We start from the raw sequence: 19,117 nt of genomic DNA on the forward strand, positions 1-19,117 counted from the left end.
GCGGAATGTTTATCGCCTAAAGTTGCCCTCACATACCGCGCCACCGGGGGCCGCGGTACCTGTCACAGCATCATCCACCAGGGGGAATCCACCAGTGATCGCCGTCAGTATCACCGTCGTCGACGACCGTGGGCGCGAACGCGTCCTCGACGCCACCGTGTCCGGGACCGTCCCGGTCACCGAACTCCTGCCCCATCTGGTGGACGCCACACCCGGCGAACACTGGCAGCTCAGTGGGCCGTCCGGAGTGCTGCGACCCGAGCACGGGCTCGATGCGGCCGGGGTGCGCCCCGGGGAACGTCTCACCCTGGCACGCGCCACAGTGCCCGCTCCACCGACAGACACGGTCGGCCGGCTCAGCGGTGATCTGCCGGCCAATCCCTCGGAGTGGGTCGCGGCCTTCCTGGCGGCGGCATCCACCCTGGTCCTGCCGCCGTTCAGCCCCGGGGTACCGGTGTGGCATCCCCTCGAGATCAGCGACCGGGCGCGCAGTGTGCTCGACGGTGCCGGGGATCCGGCCGGTCCGACGGTACTGCTGTGCACCGTACTCACCCTGGTTCTCGCAGTGGCGGCTGCTGCAGCGAGCCTGCACGAGAAGCGATTCACGGCCCTGGCCGCCCTGCTCGCCTTCAGCGCCGGGGTGCAGGTCAATGTACTCACCGGTTGCGTCCTCGCAGCCTGCGCGGTGTGGCGGCCGGGACCCGAACGGGTGGTCACCGTGGTCCTCGCCGTCGCCGCGGCGGTGAACTTCTGGCCGGGGCTGACGGTGTTGGCGGGGATGACCGGCCTGGTCGTCTCCGGGCAGACCGCCCTGGGACTGGCCGGGGTGCCGCTGCCGAGGATCCCGGCGACGGGACTGTTCGCCGCGGCGGACCGGCTGCGCCGACAGGACGCCAGGTCGGCCGAAGAGAGGGCCACCTCCGGAGACTCCGAGGACGCCGCCGTTGACCGGGCCCGACAGGTTCACGCAGTACTGGTCATCGCCTGCTGTGTGGTCATCGTCGCGGGCGTGGTCCAGCTCATCCCGCCGGGATCCGCGCCCGGGTGGATCGCCGTGGCGGCCTGTCTGACGGTCGCGGTGACCGGCCTGTCTGCCCGCGGTTGCCGACCGGCCCACGCGGTGACGGTCACGGTCACCGCGGTCACCGTCGCGGTGTGGACCCTGGTGCACTGCACCTCCCCGTGGCCGGCCGTGGCCCTGCTGCCGGTGATCCTGCCCGCGGTGAAGATCACCTCCCCGCTGGCCGGCCGGGTCATCGACATCCTGGAGACCGTCGCCTTCGCGGTCGCGGTGCCGCTGCTCATCGCGACCACCGGTGTCTTCGACCTGGTCAGGGGGATCGGGTGAAGTACCGGGTGAGGTACCGGATAAGACACGGGTCGACGGTGATGTGCGCTGCCCTCCTGTTCGTGGCGGCCATGCCGGTCGCTGTGGCGCCGGTGGCCACCGCACAGGAGAGTCTCGAACAGTGCGGGGTTCCTGAGCCCGGTGACGCGCTGCCGGTGGATGTGCCGCTGCCCCACGATGTCGCCACCGGTGCCGGTGTCTCGATCGCCCTGGTGGACACCGGTGCCTCCTCCCCCGGCGTCCTCCCCGGTCGGGACGGGGATCTGGACCACTGCGTCCTGCACGGGACGGCGGTCGCCGGAGTCCTGCGCAGCGTGGCCCCCGGCGCGAGGGTGGTCTCCCACCGCCAGATCACCGACCGTGGCTCCGGCACGGTCGCCGGACTGGTCGACGCCCTGGAACGTGCCGTCGCCCACGCCCGCGAGCACCCCGAGGTGAAGATCGTGAACATGTCGCTGGTGGCCTGCCAGGACACCGTCGAACTGCGCCGGGCGGTCGCCGATGCAGAAGACGCCGGGCTGCTCATCGTCGCCGCGGCCGGCAATTCCGGACAGTGTGCCGAGGGGCAGATGCCGTTCCCCGCGTCACTGCCCGGCGTCCTCACGGTCGGCGGGGTGGACGCCCGGGTCGCCGACGCGTCCCGGCTGGACGATCTGGGGCTCGGCCGTGTGGTCGCCGACTATTCGGTGCCCGGGGTGTGGGTGGACCTGGTCGCGCCGGGTGGTCCGGTGTCCACGGTGCTGCGCACTGCTGCCGGTGAGGTGACCATCGTGGGTGATCCCGACCCGTTCGCGGGCACGAGTTTCGCGGCTCCGGTGGTATCTGCCACTGCGGCGCTGGTGTGGCAGGTGCGTCCGGAGCACTCGGCGGCGCAGGTGCGGTCGGTGCTCGTCGACACGGCCCGGTCCGGTGGTGTGCCGGTGATCGATCCGGCGGCGGCGGTCGCATCGGTGATGGACGATGAGCCCGTGGCGGGCGACCGGGACGCTCCCTGGGATGACGCGGTGGACCTGGTCGCTGCCTCGGACGAGAACGTTGAGCTGCGTGTTCCACTGGCTCTGCTGTCACTGGTGCTGGTCGGGGCACTCGGCGTGGCGGTGGCGCGGCGTCCTCGCGGGTGATTTTCCAGGGACTGTCACGCACCTGCCACGGTCCCCGCAGGCGGACTCCAGTGAACAGACCGGAAGGGTCCGTAGCCTCATTTCCAGTGCAGCGGATCCGCTGCCGTTCATTCACACGACGCCTTACAGGAGGCATTCCATGCTCGACGCCATCTCCACCATCGTCAACACCGTCGGTTCCATCCTCACCACCGGTATCTCCGGCGTGGCCCACGCCCTCAACCAGGTCGTCGGCTCCGTCACCGGCAGCATCTAGGACGAGTTCTGCTGAACTGCTCCTACGACCCTGCCCCGTCACCGGTTGTCCCGGTGGTGGGGCAGGGTCGTTTCTGCCCCAGCGGGCTGCGGGCTATCCTCGGGCCTCACCCACCACCCCACCTCAACAGTCAGCCGGGCCCGCTCGACGGACAGTTCACCACCGTCCGGCAGCGGCTCGATCACCCGCCACGGCACCTGCACCGGCAGCTCGCCGTCATCCAGCAGCCCCAGCGCGGCGAGCTCCTCCGGCGACGGCACCGCGTACCGCACCCCGGACTCACTGACCAGGGCCAGTCCCCGCTCGGTCACCACGGCAACGGTTCCCCGTGGACCCGCATAGTGTCCGTCCCGCTCCTCTCCCGACGTCTTTTCCGGCTCCTCCACCAGTGACGACCCCGCGCATACTCCACCGACTTCACGGAACGACGCCGCCACCGGCAACTGTTCCAGCGCCGTCGTCCCGGGAGCTTCCAGCACGGTCCCCAGGTCAGAGACCACCGGTGCACCGGCGAGAGCCTCCGCGACCGCCCGGCGCGTCCCCGTGACCTCGGCCAACCCACCGTCGGCGACGAGGAAGGCCCGCTCCCCCGCGGTCACCAGCGTCCCCTGCGCATCGAAGGGTGCGTCCAACCCGGACCGACCGGCCGGCAGCGCCGCATCCGGGCCACGCCGCAGCACCGTCACCACCTCATCATCGGCCGGCACCGGCACTGCCCCGAGTGCCCGGGCGACGGTGGGACCGGCGTCCGGAATGAGCATCCGCACCCCCTCGACGACCAGCCAGTGACCCGATGGAGCGGCAAGGACCTGCGGTCCGGCGTCCTCCAACGAGGACGCAGCCACGACCGTCGACCCGCACAGCGCCCACCCGTCAGCCTCACCGTCGGTGACCGGGACCAGCCCCGGGGAGTTCGGAATGCCGACCGGCGGACCGGTCTCGAACCCGGCCAGGTTCGATGCGGTGGTCTTCGACGGCGACTCCGCCGACCCCAGCAGCAGCCGTGCCGAGGCCACATTAGTCACCGGGTGGAAGGCGTCCCCGAGGCGTACGTGCAGCGCCCCGGATTCATCGGTGACCAGGGCGGCGTCCCCCACCGACGGTGCCGGACGCAGCATCGCGACCAGCAGCATTCCGCCGGCGACGAGCAGGGCGAGCAACACGCCGACGGCGACCGCGCGTCGTTGGGTGCGTAGTGGATCATGTGCCATGCGTGGGTCGCCGGTGACCAGCGCGAGCTCCATCCGCCGCAGCAGAAAGGAATAGCCGGAGACCTGCAGGCCTGTCGTTCTCATGTGGTTCTCCCCTGACATTCCCCCGGGGCGCCCCGGAAATCCCCCGATGCGCCGACCCCGCGGCGCACCGTGATGTACATTCTGCTGAGAAAGATACATGACAGGGGAGCTCTTGTGTGGGGAACAGTGACGGCCGCCGTGGCCGTGATCGGGACAGGGACAGCGGCCTGGTGGGGACGCCACCGGCTGGGTCGACTCGTCGCAGAACACACACCGGAGCGGGCGTGGTTCCACGTGCACCCGCCGCACCACGATCTGTGGGGTGCGCGGGATCAGGTGGTGTGTGACGGGGAGCTGCTGGACCGCTTCGCCGCAGGTCTGCGGGCTGACCTGCCCATGGTGGTGCAGGTACCTCCGCCGAAGCCTGACGGCCCGACACAGCGTTCCTACGCCGGACTTGCCGCGCTGACCCGCCCATCGGGTCGGGTCCTGGTCGGAGTTCTTCCGGAGGACGCCGCGCGGGTGCCGTTCGCTGCCGCCGGCTGTGGCCTGCTGGCCCGCGCGGTGCCGGGACTGCCCGCCGGTGCGCGTGAGGTGACCGGTGATGTGGCGGTGGACGCAGTGCCCGGCTGGATGGTCGGGACGGATGCATCGGGTGAACCGGTGACGGTGAACCTGCCGCCGGGCGCCACGGTGCTGGTCAGCGGGGCCAGGGCGGCGGAGGTCGTGTCGACGGTGGCGGTGACCGGGCGGACGGTGGGACCGGTGGCGGGCGCAGATGTGGCGGTGGTGTCCACGGTGGCGGCGTGGCGGGAAGCGTGGCATCCGCAGACCTGCCGGGTAGTGGTCTGCGAGGATGCTGCTGCGCTGGCCGACAGCATCGCGGTCGACCTCACCGTGGACCTGGACGCCGGACAGCTGCGCTGCGGGGAGACGACACTCCCCTTCCGTCGGCTGCCGCTACGCTGATCCCCATGCGCAGCCACCTCGCCACCTGGATGAACGACCACCAGGTCGCGCTGTATCTGTGCGCGCTGCTTGTGGGTGCAGTGGTCGGGCTGTCGGTCCCGTCTGTGGCGTCCCCCGCGGAGCAGGCGATCAACCCGGCCCTGGGGCTGCTGCTCTACACCACCTTCCTCGCCGTACCCTTCGGCCGGATCGGACACGCCCTGCGGGACTGGCGGTTCCTGGTGACCGTCTTCGTGGTGAACTTCCTCTGCGTCCCCCTGGTGGTGTGGGTGTTGACCAGGTTCATCGCGTCCGACAGGGCGTTGCTGGTCGGGGTACTGTTCGTGCTGCTGGCACCGTGCGTGGACTACGTGATCGTGTTCACCGGGCTGGCCGGTGGTGCAGCAGACCGCCTACTGGCCGCGACTCCCCTGCTCATGCTGGCGCAGATGGTGCTGCTGCCGGTGTGGCTACGTCTGTTCGCCGGGGCCGAGGTGGTCGAATCGATCGAGACGGGACCGTTCGTCTCGGCGTTCGTCTGGCTGATCGTGGTGCCGTTGGTCGCGGCAGGGGCCACCCAGTGGGCACGCTGGTGGTTCCTCTCCGACCTTTTCGCCGACCTGATGGTGCCGCTGATGATGGTGGTCCTGGCGGTGGTCGTAGCGTCCCAGATCGACGGCGTCTCCGACCGGTGGCGTGACCTGGTGGTCGTGGTGCCGGTGTATGTGGTGTTCCCACTTGCCATGGCACTGATCGGTGGTGCGGCTTCCCGGATCGCACGACTGGAGATGGCGTCCCGCCGGGCGGTGGTCTTCACCGCGGTCACCAGGAACTCTCTGGTGGTGCTGCCGTTGGTCCTCGCCCTGCCGGCTGCCTATGACCTGTCACCGCTGGTGGTGGTGACGCAGACGCTGGTCGAGCTGCTCGTCATGGTGACGATGGTGCGGGTGGTGCCGAAGCTGGTGCGGTGACGAGGTTCCCTCCCCCGGGGTCCTCTACTGATCCGGTCGCTTCTCCGCCGCACCGCCGAAGTGCTACCAGGACAAGAGTCCTGCTGTCAGCAAAACCCAAGGTCGTCAGATCTGCTGCACGCGGGAGACCGGTAACACTTTCCCGCGTTACCTGCCCTCAGCTCAGATCAGCCCGTCGGGCAGTTTCTCGATGGCGACCACCCGCTGCGGGTGCCGTGCACTCCACACGACCACAGCTGAGCTTCGGCCCACGGTCGCGATCTTCCTCGAGTACCGGATCCCGTCGGGACCGTCGAAGACCTGGAAATGCGCGTCATCGTCCGCGATCTGGTCCTCGATCTCGTCAAGTAGGTCATCGACCCGGTTCGCGAGAGCAGGATCATTTCCGTACAGCTCGTCCAGACTCCCGGCTGCCGAAATGGACAGCACAGGACCCTCCCCCTGGATGTCCCCCATCAGTCACGCTCTCCGTTCCTTGGCCGACGTCGCCGAGGCACGGTGTTGTCGGAAGTAGGCTCCTCCGCCAGGGCAGCAAGGATCTTCGGGTCGTGGACGATGTAGTCATCGACCGCCGAGACAATCTTCGCCGGGGTCGGCAGGACGCTGCCGCCGACGGTCTCCTCGACGATGAAGGTCTCGTCTCCGTGGCGTGTTCCGAGAGATACCCGGCCACGCTTGTCCGTGGTGACAAATGGTGCACCCATAACCCCAATCCAGCCCCATCGTCCTATGTGGGCAATGGGGAAATAGGGTCAACTACCCCAGCCGGTAGAGGGTGGAGCCCCAGCCCACGGTCGACTGCTCCACGTCCGCCACACCCCGCCCGGGCGAACAGGTCACGGTGCTCGGCATCGGTGCGCGAACCGCCGCCGTAGAGCGTGAAGTCCCGCAGGTCGTCCTCGTGGTCCTGGTCGTGGGCGAGCTCCTCGTTGAGGATGCCCCGAAGGTCAACGACAATCTCCCCACCCCCACCAGTGATCCGGCCGACGCATCGCCGAGGCCGTCCGCTTCGACCCCGGCGACAACCGCAGCGCCGCCGATCTGGCGGCCTCCGTCCACACCTCACTGCGCAGTGTCCAACGGACCTTCGACGACATCCTCAACCCGCACGCGTATGCAGAGAATCTGCGCACCGCTGTCGCTTCGCCCGGTCGACTGTTCTGCTAAGGACCGGCCACTCGTCGGCGACATGCCGAAGTGTTACCAGGACAGACGTCCTGTTTCCGGGAGAACACCAGGTCGTCAAAGGTGCTGCAACCGAAGATTGACAACACTTTCCCTGCGACACCTCGAGCACTACCCTGACAACCCCGACCACGCCCGGGCCGCACTCGGCTGCGCCAGGCAGTCCCCAGGCACCGGCCCTCTACACCGGCTCCCGCTTCGTGCGTGTCTCCTCGGCGCGCGTCGCCAGTTCCGCGTCCGCCGGATAGTCGACGGCCACGAGGTTCAGACCGCACGCCTGCGCCACCGGCACCTTGGACGACCGGGAACGTTCCTGAAGCAGGGAGGACGCGAACCCCTCGTAGCGGCGTCCCTCCCCCACCGTCAGGACCGCGCCGACCAGCGAGCGGACCATGGACCAGCAGAAGGCGTCCGCCACGACCGAGGCCTCATAGGTCTCCGGCTCCGTGGGCGTCGACACGTCCCGCCATTCAAAGGACTGCAGGTCGCGCACTGTCGTCGAACCTTCGCGGTACCTGCAGAAGGCCGCGAAGTCATGCAGTCCGACCAGCACGTCGGACGCCGACTGCACCGCCGACAGGTCCACCGGATGGCGCCACTGCGCGGTGTCCCGGACCCGCAACGGAGACGGCCCTGCCATCGACGTCGTCACCCGGTAGACATAGTGGCGGCGCAGCGCAGAGAACCGCGCATCGAACCCCGGGGCGGCAGCAGACGCCCCGTGCAGGCGCACATCGGCCGGGAGCATCCGGGACAGCCGTCGCACCAGATCTGACGGCTGCTCCAGCGACCGCTGGCCGAACGCCGACGCGGGCACGTCGACATGGGCGACCTGTCCGGTCGCATGAACGCCGGCGTCGGTGCGTCCTGCCACCGTCAGCTCGACCGGGGTGCGGAAGACCAGCGAGAGCTTCTCCTCCAACACACCTTGCACAGTCCTCAACTGCGACTGCGGGCCCTTCTGCTTCGCCCAGCCGTGGAAGTCCGTGCCATCGTAGGCGACGTCCAGACGCACCCGCACGAGTTCCGTACCCTCCACCAGATCACTCACCCGTCGTCTCCCGTCCGAACCCGGCCATCGCCGCCGGGCTCAGCGACGGACCCGGTGCCTCCACGCGTCCGGACCGCTGCTGCTTCTCCATCTCCACGACGCGCATCCTCTCGCGGTCCGCTGCGCCACCCAGACTGAACAGTCCCAGGCCGAAGACCACGACCCAGACCGTCAGGGTGTCCAGCGCCACCCGCTCGAACGCGCCGGGCATCACGTCGCGTCCGGAGAAGATCAGGGTCAGTGCACCCACGATCGAGAAGAACTCCATGACACGCGTGATCGGCACATAGGCACCGTAGATCAGTGGGTGCGCGTCGCCGGTGGTCTCGGCATGCCGCGTCGCCGAATCGACGAGGACCTCCATCGTCGCCCACATCGCCAACAGGTACAGCAGCAGAGACGCGTCGTGGATCCGCGGATGGCCATCCACGGTGAACATGGTGGTCACCAATGTCAGGAGGCCGGCCAGGCCCAGCAGCAACGACGTCCCGTAGACACCACGGTCACCCTCCCGCCGCGCTGCGAGCACCATGAGCAGACTCGCGAGGATCACCGCGATTCCGGAACAGATCACCATCGTGGTCGTGAACGTACTCACCGGGTTGCACACGAACCGCACTCCGGAATCATCCCGCAGGACGCCGCACTCGGACGCCATAAGGTCGGAGGACCTGTTCTCGGTCAGCGAGTACATGCCCTTCCACCGGATAATACCCACGACCTGCCCGACAATCAGCAGCACACCGGTGACGACCAGAAGGACGCCGGCGGTGCGGTACGAGACGGGGTTGTGCAGGGTGGACCGCGGAGACATTGCACTGATTCTAGCAGCGGGCGCGCGACCCTCCCCTGTGAGGCACCTGCCTGTTCACCACCAGCAACCCCACTACACGACGACGCCCGCCCCTGCGTCATGCAGGGACGGGCGTCGTCAATGGGATGGCCGGGAAGGACAGCCGCAGGAGAACTACTTCTCCTCGGCGGTCTCCTCGGCTGCGTCCTCAGCCTCGACCTCGGCGGCCTCGGCCGCGGCGTCGGCGTCAGTGGACTCCTCAGCCTCGACCTCGGGGGCCTCCTCGACCGGAGCCTTGGCGGCGGCCTTGGTGGCGCGCTCGGCCTCGGAGGAGGCGAGCTCCTCGAGAACCAGCGAGATCTGGGAGACGGGGGCGTTGTCGCCCTTACGGTTCTCCAGCTTGATGATGCGGGTGTAACCGCCGTTGCGACCTTCGAACTTCGGCGCGAGCTCGTTGAACAGGTAAGCGACAACTTCCTTGTCCGTGATGAGCTTCAGGACGTTGCGGCGGTCCGCCACGGTGCCCTTCTTGGCCTTGGTGATGATCTTCTCGACGTACGGGCGCAGCAGCTTGGCCTTGGCGTCCGTGGTCTTGATGGCGCCGTGCTCAATGAGCTGAGCAGCCAGGTTGGCGAGGATCTTCTTCTGGTGGGAAGCGGATCCGCCGAGGCGGGCACCCTTCTTCGGGGTAGGCATAACTTCTCCTCGTGAATGTTTTCTGGTGAGCGCTTGCTCCAGGCAGGTGACCGGTACCGGTCATGCCTCTATTCGGCGATGTCCTCGCCCTCGGTGTCCAGGAACTCGCCGGTCTCGGCGTCGTAGCCTTCGATGCTGTTGATGTCGAAGCCCTCCGGCGCGTCCTTGAGACCCAGGCCCAGCTCAGCGAGCTTGACCTTGACCTCGTTGATGGACTTCTGACCGAAGTTCCGGATGTCCAGCAGATCGGACTCCGTGCGGGCGGCGAGCTCGCCGACCGTGTGGATGTCCTCACGCTTGAGGCAGTTGTAGGAGCGGACGGAGAAGTCGAGATCCTCGATGGGCAGGCTGTAGGCCGCGATGTGCTCCGTCTCCTGCGGGGACGGGCCGATCTCGATACCTTCAGCCTCGGTGTTCAGCTCGCGGGCCAGGCCGAAGAGTTCCACCAGGGTTCCACCGGCGGACGCGATCGCGTCGCGGGCGGTGATGGAGTTCTTGGTCTCCACGTCGAGGACCAGCTTGTCGAAGTCGGTGCGCTGTTCAACACGCGTCGCCTCGACCTTGTAGCTGACCTTCAGCACCGGGGAATAGATCTGGTCGACCGGGATACGGCCGATCTCACCGGTGGTGGCGGCGGCCGGGACGTAGCCGCGACCACGCTCGACCACGAGCTCGATGTCCAGCTTGCCCTGCTCGTTCAGCGTCGCGATGTGCAGGTCGGGGTTGTGGACCTCCACGCCGGCGGGAACGACGACATCGGCACCGGTGACGGCACCGAGCCCCTCCTTGCGGATGTACATGGTGACCGGCTCATCGGAGTCCGAGGAAAGGACCAGGGACTTGATGTTCAGGATGATGTCGGAGACATCCTCCTTGACACCCGGGATGGTGGTGAACTCGTGGAGCACACCCTCGATCCGGATGGAGGTCACCGCAGCGCCGGGGATGGACGACAGCAGGGTACGACGCAGGGAGTTACCGAGGGTGTAACCGAAGCCGGGCTCGAGCGGTTCGATGACGAACCGGGACCGTGCCGGGCTGATGTACTCCTCGGTCAGCTGGGGGCGCTGGGAAATCAGCATCGGGGTATTTCTCCTTCTCGGCGTCCGCTATTTGACGCCACATGAGGTGAACAGAGGGAACCGGACGGTTCCTTACTTGGAGTAGAACTCGACGATGAGCTGCTCCTGCAGCGGAACGTCGATCTGAGCGCGCTCGGGCAGCTGGTGCACGAGGATGCGCAGGGTGGACGGCACGACCTGCAGCCAGGCCGGGACGACGGAGTCGAGCAGGTTCTCCTGGGCCTCTTCGAACCACAGCATCGAGCGGGAACGGTCCCGGACGTCGATGATGTCGTACTGGGAGACCTGGAAGGACGGCACGTTGATCTTCTTGCCGTTCACGGTGAAGTGACCGTGGGAGACGAGCTGACGTGCCTGACGACGCGTGCGGGCGAGGCCGGCACGGTAGACGACGTTGTCGAGACGGGTCTCCAGCAGGATGACCAGGTTCGAGCCGGTCTTACCGGGGCGACGGTTCGCCTCGGCGTAGTAGCGGCGGAACTGCTTCTCCATGACGCCGTAGGTGAAGCGGGCCTTCTGCTTCTCCTGCAGCTGGGTGAGGTACTCGGACTCCTTGATGCGTCCTCGACCGGCCTGTCCGGGCGGGTACGGGCGACGCTCGAAGGAGCGGTCTCCGCCGACGAGGTCGACGCGGAGACGACGGGACTTACGGGTGGCTGAACCGGTGTAACGGGCCATTATCTGTTTCCTGTCCTTTCCTGATTAAACGCGGCGACGCTTCGGCGGACGGCAGCCGTTGTGCGGCTGGGGGGTCACGTCGGAGATCGTACCGACCTCGAGGCCGGCGGTGGACAGGGAACGGATGGCGGTCTCGCGACCGGAGCCCGGGCCCTTGACGAACACGTCAACCTTCTTCATGCCGTGCTCCATCGCCTTACGGGCGGCAGACTCGGCAGCCATCTGAGCGGCGAAAGGGGTGGACTTGCGGGAGCCCTTGAAGCCGACGTGGCCGGAGGACGCCCAGGAAATCACAGCACCCTTCTCGTCCGTGATGGAGACGATGGTGTTGTTGAACGTGGACTTGATGTACGCGGCACCGTGGGCGACGTTCTTCTTGACTACCCGACGGCCGGTACGGCGCGCGCCAGCGCGTGCTTTCGGAGGCATCTGTTACTTCTTCTTTCCTGCGATCGTCTTCTTCGGGCCCTTACGGGTACGAGCGTTGGTCTTGGTCCGCTGACCGCGCACCGGGAGGCCACGACGGTGGCGCAGACCCTGGTAGCAGCCGATCTCGATCTTGCGACGGATGTCCGCGGCGACCTCGCGGCGGAGGTCACCCTCGACCTTCCAGGTCCCTTCGATGACGTCCTTGAGAGCGGAGACCTGCTCGTCAGTGAGGTCCTTGGACCGCAGGTCGGGGGAGATGCCGGTCTTCTCCAGCAGCTCGGCGGCACGGGCGGGGCCGATGCCGTAGATGTAGGTGAGTGCAACCTCCATGCGCTTGTCGCGCGGGAGGTCAACACCAGCAAGGCGTGCCATGTGGCAGTTCCTTCCGGTTTTTAAGCGGCGGTTTGCTCCCCACACATCCCGGCGTCCTCCCTGAGGGAAGGACGCCGGGCTCCGGCCGCCGCGGCCGGAGGTGAGCCCGTGGAATCCGCACGTCGGCGGCGTCCACGGATGGTGTACGGAGGCGAATGTCTTTGTGCCGGACAGATGTGCCGGAACGACAGGTAGGGCAGGTCTACTTGTAGCGGTAGACGATGCGCCCGCGGGTCAGGTCGTAGGGCGAGAGCTCCACGACCACGCGGTCCTCAGGAAGGATACGGATGTAGTGCTGACGCATCTTGCCGGAGATGTGGGCGAGCACCTTGTGCCCGTTGTCCAGCTCCACACGGAACATCGCGTTCGGCAGGGGCTCGACAATCTTGCCCTCGACCTCGATGGCGCCTTCCTTCTTAGCCATATCCTCCACTTTTCCAGGTCAGGGCAGCCTCCCGGCAGGTGCCGGGCCGTAGCCTGACCACACAGTCTTGTTCGGACGATGTACCCGCAGATCATCGTGACGACCCGCGTGTACACCAGAGGAAGAGTCTACGGCATGACGCGCCCCCGCGCCAATACCGGATCACACCCCGTTGACCCCCGGTCTCTACCCCGGAAAAGATTCAGTAGCGCGGAGTGAGGATGCGCGGGCCTTCAGCGGTGGCCGCGACAGTGTGCTCCCAGTGGGAGGCGAAGGACCCGTCCAGAGTCTTCACACCCCAGTCGTCGTCGAGGACGTAGGAGTCGATGGTCCCGAGTGCCAGCATCGGTTCGATGGCTAGGGTGGAACCGACCTCGATGGACGGCCCCTTGCCAGGGCGTCCTTCATTGGCCAGGTACGGGTCCTCGTGCATCTCGTGCCCGATGCCGTGACCGCCGTAGCCGTCCACGATGTACAGCGGGACGCCGAACTTCGTGGACGCCGCGGCAGTCGCCTCCTCGAGCGCCCAGGAGACATCGGTCAGCCGGTTACCCGGGACCATCGCCTTGAGCCCCTCGTAGAGGACGAACTCGGTGGCCTCGTTGAGCTGGCGGACGTTCTCGGCGATCTCACCGATGCCGAAGGTCCAGGCCGAGTCGCCGACCCAGCCGTCGAGGGTCGCACCGCAGTCGATGGAGACAAGGTCGCCGTCCTTGAGGACCGTCTTCTCGTCCGGGATACCGTGGACGATCATGTCGTTGACCGAGGAGCAGATGCTCCCCGGAAATCCGCCGTAACCCTTGAACGTCGGGTAGGCCCCGGCGTCCCGGATCGTCGCCTCGGCGACAGCGTCCAGGTCAAGTGTGCTCACACCGGGCTTCGCGGCGGCCTTCACGGCCTGCAGCGCCTTGCCCACGATCTCGCCCGCTGCCTGCATGGCGTCGAGCTCGGCCGGGGACTTGCCCCGGATGACCTTGTGTGAACGGCGGAATCCCACGGTATCTGCTGCTTTCTAGCGGTCCAGCGCATCGAGGGTGGTCGAGGAAATGTCCTCGACGGTGCCCTCGGCGTCGATGTCGACGATGATGTCGCTGTAGAAGTCGATCAGCGGCGCGGTCTCGTCGCGGTAGACCTGGAGCCGGGTACGGATGGTTTCCTCGTTGTCGTCCTTGCGGCCGCGGGAGAGCATGCGCTCGACCACGACGTCCTCGGAGACCTGGTAGTTGATGACCGCGTTGAGCTTCTCACCGGACTCGCCGAGCATCTCGCCGAGGATCTCGGCCTGCTCGACGGTGCGCGGGAAACCGTCCAGGAGGAAGCCGTCAGCGGCGTCGTCCTGGGCGAGGCGGGACCGGACCATGTCGGCGGTGACGGAGGTCGGGACGAGCTTGCCGGCGTCGATGTAGGACTGGGCCAGCTTGCCGAGCTCGGTCTCCTTGCCGATGTTCTCGCGGAACAGGTCGCCGGTGGAGATGTGCGGAACCTGCAGCGCGTCCGCGAGGATGGCCGCCTGGGTACCCTTGCCCGCACCGGGCGGGCCGAGGAGAACGAGTCTCATTTGAGGAATCCTTCGTAGTTGGCTTGCATGAGCTGGGACTCGATCTGCTTGACGGTGGTCAGAGCGACCGAGACCATGATCAGGATAGCGGTACCGCCGAACGCTCCGAGGCCGTTACCCCCTCCGTCGGAGGTGATTCCGGCGGACAGGGCGAGGTTCGGGATGATCGCGATCACAGCGAGGTACACGGAACCGACCGCGAGCAGACGGTTCATGACCCGGCCGAGGTACTCGGCGGTGGGCCGGCCCGGACGGATGCCAGGGATGAATCCACCGTACTTCTTCATGTTGTCGGCCTGATCGTTGGGGTCGTACTGGATCGACACGTAGAAGAACGCGAAGAAGATGATCATGACGGCCATGAACACGATGTAGCGCCAGTCCGACGGGTCGGTCAGGATGTTCATGACATCGCGGTTCCACCAGTTGTCCGCCTGCTCGCCGCCACCGGACTGGATGATCTGGGTGATGAGGATCGGGACAGTCAACAGGGAGGACGCGAAGATCACCGGGATAACACCGGCCTGGTTTACCTTCAGCGGCAGGTAGGTGGAGGTCTCGCCGTACTGGCGGCGACCGACCATGCGCTTGGCGTACTGGACCGGGATCCGTCGCTGGCCCTGCTCGACGAAGACGACGAGGACGACCAGGACGAGCATCGCGACGACGACACCGGCGAAAACGAATCCGCCGGAGTCCTGCAGGATGTTCATGCCCTGGGCCGGCAGGTGGGTGGCCATACCGGCGACAATCAGCAGCGACATGCCGTTGCCGATGCCGCGGTCGGTGATCAGCTCACCGATCCACATCACGAGCACGGCACCGGCGGTCATGATGACGACCATCGTGACGATGCCGAAGATGCCGATATCATCCTGCAGTACCTGCTGGCCGGAACCGAGCAGCTGCTTGTTGTTCGCCAGGGCCACGATGCCCGAGGACTGCAGCAGGGCGAGAGCGACGGTGAGGTAGCGGGTGTACTCGGTCATCTTCGCCTGACCGGACTGCCCCTCCTTCTTCAGCTGCTCGAACCGCGGGATGACCACGGTCAACAGCTGCACGATGATGGACGCCGTGATGTAGGGCATGATACCGATCGCGAAGATCGACAACTGCAGCAGCGCGCCACCCGAGAACAGGTTGATCAGGCTGTACATGCTGGTCTGGCCGTCTTCGGTCAGGTTACGGACCTGCTCTGTGACTGTCGCGTAGTCAACACCGGGCGTCGGGATCTGAGAGCCGATCCGGTACAGGATGACCATCCCCAGGGTGAAGAGGATCTTCCTGCGCAGATCGGCATCCCGGAACGCCGAGAGTATGGCGGTCACATTTGCCTCCTGGCTCGATCACTGTCGGTGGCGTCCTGCGCGTGAGAGAGGCGGGGCGTCGACGGTGTCGATGGGTCTACATGGTGTTTCCGTCCCCGGGCATGACTGACCGGCGGCGGATATTGGACAACTGCAACAGGATAGCAGGGGTGACCTCTTCTGTGCCCCGTCGGCGGGTAAGTTTGTCCCCCTGCGCGACTGTCCGTGCAGTTCAGAACGTTACAGGACGCCGCCCTCAGGTCTGCTCCACAAGTGCTGCCCCGGCGGATGCGTGACGGAGGATGTTACGGGGTTCCGCGGGGCACTGTGGCGTCCCGTCGCCTCTCGCCCGCCGGTCTAACCGGTTCGGCTCCCGGTACGCCCCGTATCTCCCTGTTCCTCTCTGTCCCCCCCTGTTCCTCTCTGTCCCTCCCTGTTCGCCGGTGCTTCATGTCTGCGGCAGGCACAGATCGGGCTTTCTGTGGCAGTGAATCCCGATTCTGTGCCTGCCGCAGACCTGAAGCCCCCCGGACATGACAGAACCCCGCTCCCCCACGAGTGGGGGAACGGGGCTCAGTGCCTGTCAGTGCCTGTCAGCAACTGTCAGCAACTGGCAGCAACTGGCAGTGACAACAGTCGGGACAGTGAAGACTAGGCCTCGGTGGTGGAACCGCCGGCGGCCTGGATCTTCTCGACAGCGGACTTGGAGAACTTGTCGGCGGTGACGTTGACCGCGACGGAGATCTCACCGTTGCCGAGGACCTTCACCGGCTGCTTCGGCCGGACGAGACCGGCGGAAACGATGTCGGCGACGGTGACGTCGCCGCCCTTCGGGAAGGCGGCCTCCAGATCGGAGACGTTGACGACCTGGAACACGACCTTGGCCGGGTTCTTGAAGCCCTTGAGCTTCGGCAGGCGCATGTGCAGCGGCATCTGGCCACCCTCGAAGGCGGCAGAGACCTGCTTGCGGGCCTTGGTGCCCTTGGTACCGCGACCGGCGGTCTTACCCTTGGATGCCTCACCACGACCGACACGGGTCTTGGCGGTGTTGGCACCCTTGGTCGGACGCAGGTCGTGGAGCTTGATGGGTTCGCTCATGTTCTTACTCCCCTGCAACTTCCTCGACCTCGACCATGTGGCGCACGGTGTTGATCTGACCGCGGACCACCGGAGTGTCCTCGCGGACGACCGAGTGTCCGATACGCTTCAGGCCGAGCGAGCGCAGCGACTCACGCTGCTTCGGCTTGGTGGCGACTTTACCCTTACGCTGGGTGATCTTCAGTGCCATGGTTACGCTCCCTGTCCTGCGGCGCGGGCACGGAGCATCGCGGCCGGGGCGACCTCTTCGAGGGTCTTGCCACGGCGGGCGGCGACCTCTTCGGGCCGGACCAGCTGCTTGAGGGCGTCCACGGTGGCGTGGACGACGTTGATGGCGTTGTCGGAGCCGAGGGACTTCGACAGGACGTCCTGGACGCCGGCGCACTCGAGCACCGGACGGGCGGCACCACCGGCGATGACACCGGTACCGGGGGCGGCCGGAGCCATCCACACGACACCGGCGGCAGCCTCACCCTGGACCGGGTGGGTGATGGTGCCGGCGATCATCGGGACGCGGAAGAAGTTCTTGCGAGCTTCTTCGGCACCCTTCTGGATCGCGGCAGGAACTTCCTTGGCCTTGCCGTAGCCGACGCCGACCATGCCCTGGCCGTCGCCGACGATCACGAGAGCGGTGAAGCTGAAGCGACGACCACCCTTGACGACCTTGGAGACACGGTTGATGGTGACGACGCGCTCGAGGTACTGCGAGCGCTCATCATCCTGACCACGACGGTTACCGCCACGGCGGTCGTCACGGCCACGACCACGGTTGTCACCGCGGTTGTTGTTGCTGTCGGCGGTGCGTCCGCCGTTACGATCACGTTCCGACATCACGCAGTCCTTCCGTCGGTGAAAATCTTGTCGTTGCGCATTAGAACTTCAGACCACCTTCGCGGGCTGCGTCGGCCAGAGCGGCGACGCGACCGTGGTACTGGTAGCCGCCACGGTCGAAGACGACCGTTTCGACACCGGCTGCCTTGGCGCGCTCGGCGATGAGCTCGCCGACGCGGGCACCGCGGGCCTTCTTGTCACCCTCCATGGCACGGATATCGGCCTCGGTGGTGGATGCAGCGGCCAGGGTGTGACCGGCGACATCGTCGATCAGCTGGGCGTGCATGTGACGGGAGGTGCGGTGGACGACGAGACGCGGGGTCTCGGCGGTACCGGAGATGTTCTTGCGCAGACGGTAGTGACGGCGCTGACGTGCGATGCGACGGCGGGTGGAGATGTCCTTGCCCACCGGGAGACGCTTCTTGTCGTTGCTCTGAGACATTACTTACCCGTCTTTCCGACCTTGCGACGGATCTGCTCACCCTCGTAGCGGATGCCCTTACCCTTGTAGGGATCGTCCTTCCGCAGACGACGGATGTTGGCGGAGATCTGTCCGACCTGCTGCTTATCGATACCTGTGACGGAGAACTTGGTGTTTCCGTCAACCGCGAAAGTGATTCCCTCCGGAGCCTCGATGAGGACCGGGTGGGAGTAACCGAGGGCGAACTCGAGGTTCTTGCCCTTGGCCTGGACGCGGTAACCGACACCGAAGATCTCCATCTTCTGGGTGTAACCCTCGGTGACGCCGACAACCATGTTGTTGACGAGCGAGCGGGAGAGACCGTGCAGGGAGCGGTTCTTGCGGTGGTCGTCCGGGCGCTGAACGAGAATCTCGTTGCCCTCCTGGACGGCGGTGATCGGGGCCGGGAGTTCCTGGGACAGAGTGCCCTTCGGACCCTTGACCTCGACGTTCTGACCGTCGATGGTGACGGTGACGTTGGCGGGGACGGCCACGGGGGCCTTACCGATACGTGACATTGTGCTGCGTCCTCCTTCTACCAGACGTAGGCGAGGACTTCCCCACCCACGCCCTTCTCGGTCGCCTCACGGTCGGTCAGCAGACCCTGGGAAGTGGAGATGATCGCCACACCCAGGCCACCGAGGACCTTCGGGAGGTTGGTGGACTTGGCGTACACGCGCAGACCCGGCTTGGAGACGCGGCGGACACCGGCGATGGAACGCTCACGGCTGTTGGAGTACTTGAGCTCCAGGGTGAGCTGCTTGCCGACCTTGGCGGCCTCTTCGACGGTGAAGTCGGCGATGTAGCCTTCCTTCTTCAGGATCTCGGCGATGTTGGCCTTGATCTTGGAGGACGGCATGGACACGCTGTCGTGGTACGCGTTGGACGCGTTCCGCACGCGGGACAGCATGTCCGCGATGGGATCAGTCATCGTCATGACGAAATGACCTTGTGCCTTTCTCGCCACGGTTCCCGTGTCCACCCGGGCGTAAACCGCGTCCTTGTCGGCAACTGACGCTTCCCTGGTTCAGTAACCGGGGTTGCTCGCTACCTTGGTGACGACGCGGCCGCATGAGGGCGGAGGGCCTGTGACAAAGTGGTTGAATGCTTGGTCCTGACACGCAGGACCCGTCTACGCTAGCAACCAGGCAGGACAAGGTCAAACAGCGTCCGGAAGGACGCCTGCACCCCGTCCCGAATCGGTGTCCGGGCACCTCACAGCGTATTCTCCTCAGGGTCACCACCGGCCCGACCAGTACCCCGTCAGTGAGGAA

24 protein-coding genes are annotated in these 19,117 nt (G+C 66.4%); 4 read left to right on the forward strand and 20 right to left on the reverse strand.

The window, feature by feature from the left end; all coding sequences use genetic code 11:
- The first annotated feature begins 94 nt into the window (after nucleotides 1-94).
- Together ACZ9GM_RS08975 and ACZ9GM_RS08980 are read left to right on the forward strand one after the other, a co-directional pair.
- Nucleotides 95-1,348: a ubiquitin family protein gene (locus ACZ9GM_RS08975; protein WP_476037677.1), complete on the forward strand. Its 1,254-nt coding sequence runs from the start codon at nucleotides 95-97 to the stop codon at nucleotides 1,346-1,348.
- Nucleotides 1,349-1,419: 71 nt separating this feature from the next.
- On the forward strand, nucleotides 1,420-2,469 hold the full coding sequence (locus ACZ9GM_RS08980) for a S8 family serine peptidase (RefSeq protein ID WP_476038336.1): 1,050 nt from the start codon (nucleotides 1,420-1,422) through the stop codon (nucleotides 2,467-2,469).
- A gap of 294 nt (nucleotides 2,470-2,763) precedes the next feature.
- On the opposite strand, the gene eccB is transcribed toward ACZ9GM_RS08980, so the two are convergent.
- Complete coding sequence (eccB, locus tag ACZ9GM_RS08985; protein WP_476037678.1) at nucleotides 2,764-4,020, reverse strand: type VII secretion protein EccB; 1,257 nt, start codon at nucleotides 4,018-4,020, stop codon at nucleotides 2,764-2,766.
- A gap of 126 nt (nucleotides 4,021-4,146) precedes the next feature.
- On the opposite strand from eccB, the gene ACZ9GM_RS08990 reads away from it, so the two are divergent.
- Together ACZ9GM_RS08990 and ACZ9GM_RS08995 are read left to right on the forward strand one after the other, a co-directional pair.
- Nucleotides 4,147-4,929, forward strand: coding sequence for a hypothetical protein (locus ACZ9GM_RS08990; RefSeq protein WP_291474072.1), 783 nt, complete (start codon nucleotides 4,147-4,149; stop codon nucleotides 4,927-4,929).
- Between the two features lie 5 nt (nucleotides 4,930-4,934).
- The gene (locus tag ACZ9GM_RS08995) at nucleotides 4,935-5,879 is read left to right on the forward strand and encodes an arsenic resistance protein (protein WP_476037679.1); all 945 of its coding nucleotides are present in this window, start codon (nucleotides 4,935-4,937) and stop codon (nucleotides 5,877-5,879) included.
- Between the two features lie 162 nt (nucleotides 5,880-6,041).
- Here the strand turns inward: ACZ9GM_RS08995 and ACZ9GM_RS09000 are convergent, their stop codons facing one another.
- The 19 genes from ACZ9GM_RS09000 to rpsH all read right to left on the reverse strand — a co-directional run bounded on the left by ACZ9GM_RS09000 (nucleotide 6,042) and on the right by rpsH (nucleotide 18,780).
- Nucleotides 6,042-6,308 (reverse strand): hypothetical protein, encoded by a 267-nt coding sequence (locus ACZ9GM_RS09000; RefSeq protein WP_476037680.1) that lies wholly within the window; start codon nucleotides 6,306-6,308, stop codon nucleotides 6,042-6,044.
- Between the two features lie 26 nt (nucleotides 6,309-6,334).
- Complete coding sequence (locus ACZ9GM_RS09005) at nucleotides 6,335-6,583, reverse strand: hypothetical protein (RefSeq protein WP_476037681.1); 249 nt, start codon at nucleotides 6,581-6,583, stop codon at nucleotides 6,335-6,337.
- 662 nt (nucleotides 6,584-7,245) lie between these two features.
- A complete protein-coding gene (gene truA / locus ACZ9GM_RS09010) occupies nucleotides 7,246-8,115 on the reverse strand; it encodes a tRNA pseudouridine(38-40) synthase TruA (protein ID WP_476037682.1) in 870 nt (289 codons plus the stop codon).
- Complete coding sequence (locus ACZ9GM_RS09015) at nucleotides 8,108-8,929, reverse strand: hypothetical protein (RefSeq protein ID WP_476037683.1); 822 nt, start codon at nucleotides 8,927-8,929, stop codon at nucleotides 8,108-8,110. Before ACZ9GM_RS09015 ends, truA begins: the two co-directional genes overlap by 8 nt.
- Nucleotides 8,930-9,082: 153 nt before the next feature.
- Nucleotides 9,083-9,604: a 50S ribosomal protein L17 gene (gene rplQ / locus ACZ9GM_RS09020; protein WP_291474078.1), complete on the reverse strand. Its 522-nt coding sequence runs from the start codon at nucleotides 9,602-9,604 to the stop codon at nucleotides 9,083-9,085.
- Between the two features lie 68 nt (nucleotides 9,605-9,672).
- On the reverse strand, nucleotides 9,673-10,686 hold the full coding sequence (locus ACZ9GM_RS09025) for a DNA-directed RNA polymerase subunit alpha (RefSeq protein WP_291474079.1): 1,014 nt from the start codon (nucleotides 10,684-10,686) through the stop codon (nucleotides 9,673-9,675).
- A 72-nt stretch (nucleotides 10,687-10,758) separates the two neighbouring features.
- Entirely contained in the window at nucleotides 10,759-11,364 is a 606-nt protein-coding gene (rpsD, locus tag ACZ9GM_RS09030) for a 30S ribosomal protein S4 (protein WP_291474080.1), read from the reverse strand.
- A 24-nt stretch (nucleotides 11,365-11,388) separates the two neighbouring features.
- Nucleotides 11,389-11,793 (reverse strand): 30S ribosomal protein S11, encoded by a 405-nt coding sequence (gene rpsK / locus ACZ9GM_RS09035; protein ID WP_014010829.1) that lies wholly within the window; start codon nucleotides 11,791-11,793, stop codon nucleotides 11,389-11,391.
- A 3-nt stretch (nucleotides 11,794-11,796) separates the two neighbouring features.
- Nucleotides 11,797-12,165, reverse strand: coding sequence for a 30S ribosomal protein S13 (gene rpsM / locus ACZ9GM_RS09040; protein ID WP_014010830.1), 369 nt, complete (start codon nucleotides 12,163-12,165; stop codon nucleotides 11,797-11,799).
- A gap of 202 nt (nucleotides 12,166-12,367) precedes the next feature.
- Nucleotides 12,368-12,589, reverse strand: coding sequence for a translation initiation factor IF-1 (infA, locus tag ACZ9GM_RS09045; protein WP_014010831.1), 222 nt, complete (start codon nucleotides 12,587-12,589; stop codon nucleotides 12,368-12,370).
- A gap of 202 nt (nucleotides 12,590-12,791) precedes the next feature.
- The gene (map, locus tag ACZ9GM_RS09050) at nucleotides 12,792-13,586 is read right to left on the reverse strand and encodes a type I methionyl aminopeptidase (protein ID WP_291474081.1); all 795 of its coding nucleotides are present in this window, start codon (nucleotides 13,584-13,586) and stop codon (nucleotides 12,792-12,794) included.
- Nucleotides 13,587-13,601: 15 nt separating this feature from the next.
- Nucleotides 13,602-14,147 (reverse strand): adenylate kinase, encoded by a 546-nt coding sequence (locus tag ACZ9GM_RS09055; RefSeq protein WP_291474082.1) that lies wholly within the window; start codon nucleotides 14,145-14,147, stop codon nucleotides 13,602-13,604.
- Entirely contained in the window at nucleotides 14,144-15,475 is a 1,332-nt protein-coding gene (secY, locus tag ACZ9GM_RS09060) for a preprotein translocase subunit SecY (protein ID WP_291474083.1), read from the reverse strand. Before secY ends, ACZ9GM_RS09055 begins: the two co-directional genes overlap by 4 nt.
- A gap of 630 nt (nucleotides 15,476-16,105) precedes the next feature.
- Nucleotides 16,106-16,552 (reverse strand): 50S ribosomal protein L15, encoded by a 447-nt coding sequence (gene rplO, locus ACZ9GM_RS09065; RefSeq protein WP_291474084.1) that lies wholly within the window; start codon nucleotides 16,550-16,552, stop codon nucleotides 16,106-16,108.
- Nucleotides 16,553-16,556: 4 nt separating this feature from the next.
- Nucleotides 16,557-16,742 carry a 50S ribosomal protein L30 gene (rpmD, locus tag ACZ9GM_RS09070; RefSeq protein ID WP_020441902.1) on the reverse strand — a complete coding sequence of 62 codons (186 nt, stop codon included), beginning with the start codon at nucleotides 16,740-16,742 and terminating at the stop codon, nucleotides 16,557-16,559.
- A gap of 2 nt (nucleotides 16,743-16,744) precedes the next feature.
- The gene (gene rpsE / locus ACZ9GM_RS09075; RefSeq protein WP_291474085.1) at nucleotides 16,745-17,383 is read right to left on the reverse strand and encodes a 30S ribosomal protein S5; all 639 of its coding nucleotides are present in this window, start codon (nucleotides 17,381-17,383) and stop codon (nucleotides 16,745-16,747) included.
- A gap of 40 nt (nucleotides 17,384-17,423) precedes the next feature.
- Nucleotides 17,424-17,825: a 50S ribosomal protein L18 gene (rplR, locus tag ACZ9GM_RS09080; RefSeq protein WP_291474086.1), complete on the reverse strand. Its 402-nt coding sequence runs from the start codon at nucleotides 17,823-17,825 to the stop codon at nucleotides 17,424-17,426.
- Nucleotides 17,825-18,361, reverse strand: coding sequence for a 50S ribosomal protein L6 (gene rplF, locus ACZ9GM_RS09085; RefSeq protein WP_291474087.1), 537 nt, complete (start codon nucleotides 18,359-18,361; stop codon nucleotides 17,825-17,827). The genes rplR and rplF overlap by 1 nt, the downstream gene beginning before the upstream one ends.
- Before the next feature lie 17 nt (nucleotides 18,362-18,378).
- Entirely contained in the window at nucleotides 18,379-18,780 is a 402-nt protein-coding gene (gene rpsH / locus ACZ9GM_RS09090) for a 30S ribosomal protein S8 (RefSeq protein WP_291474088.1), read from the reverse strand.
- Nucleotides 18,781-19,117: the final 337 nt, after the last annotated feature.

Source organism: Corynebacterium sp. UD i78 (assembly GCF_056280545.1).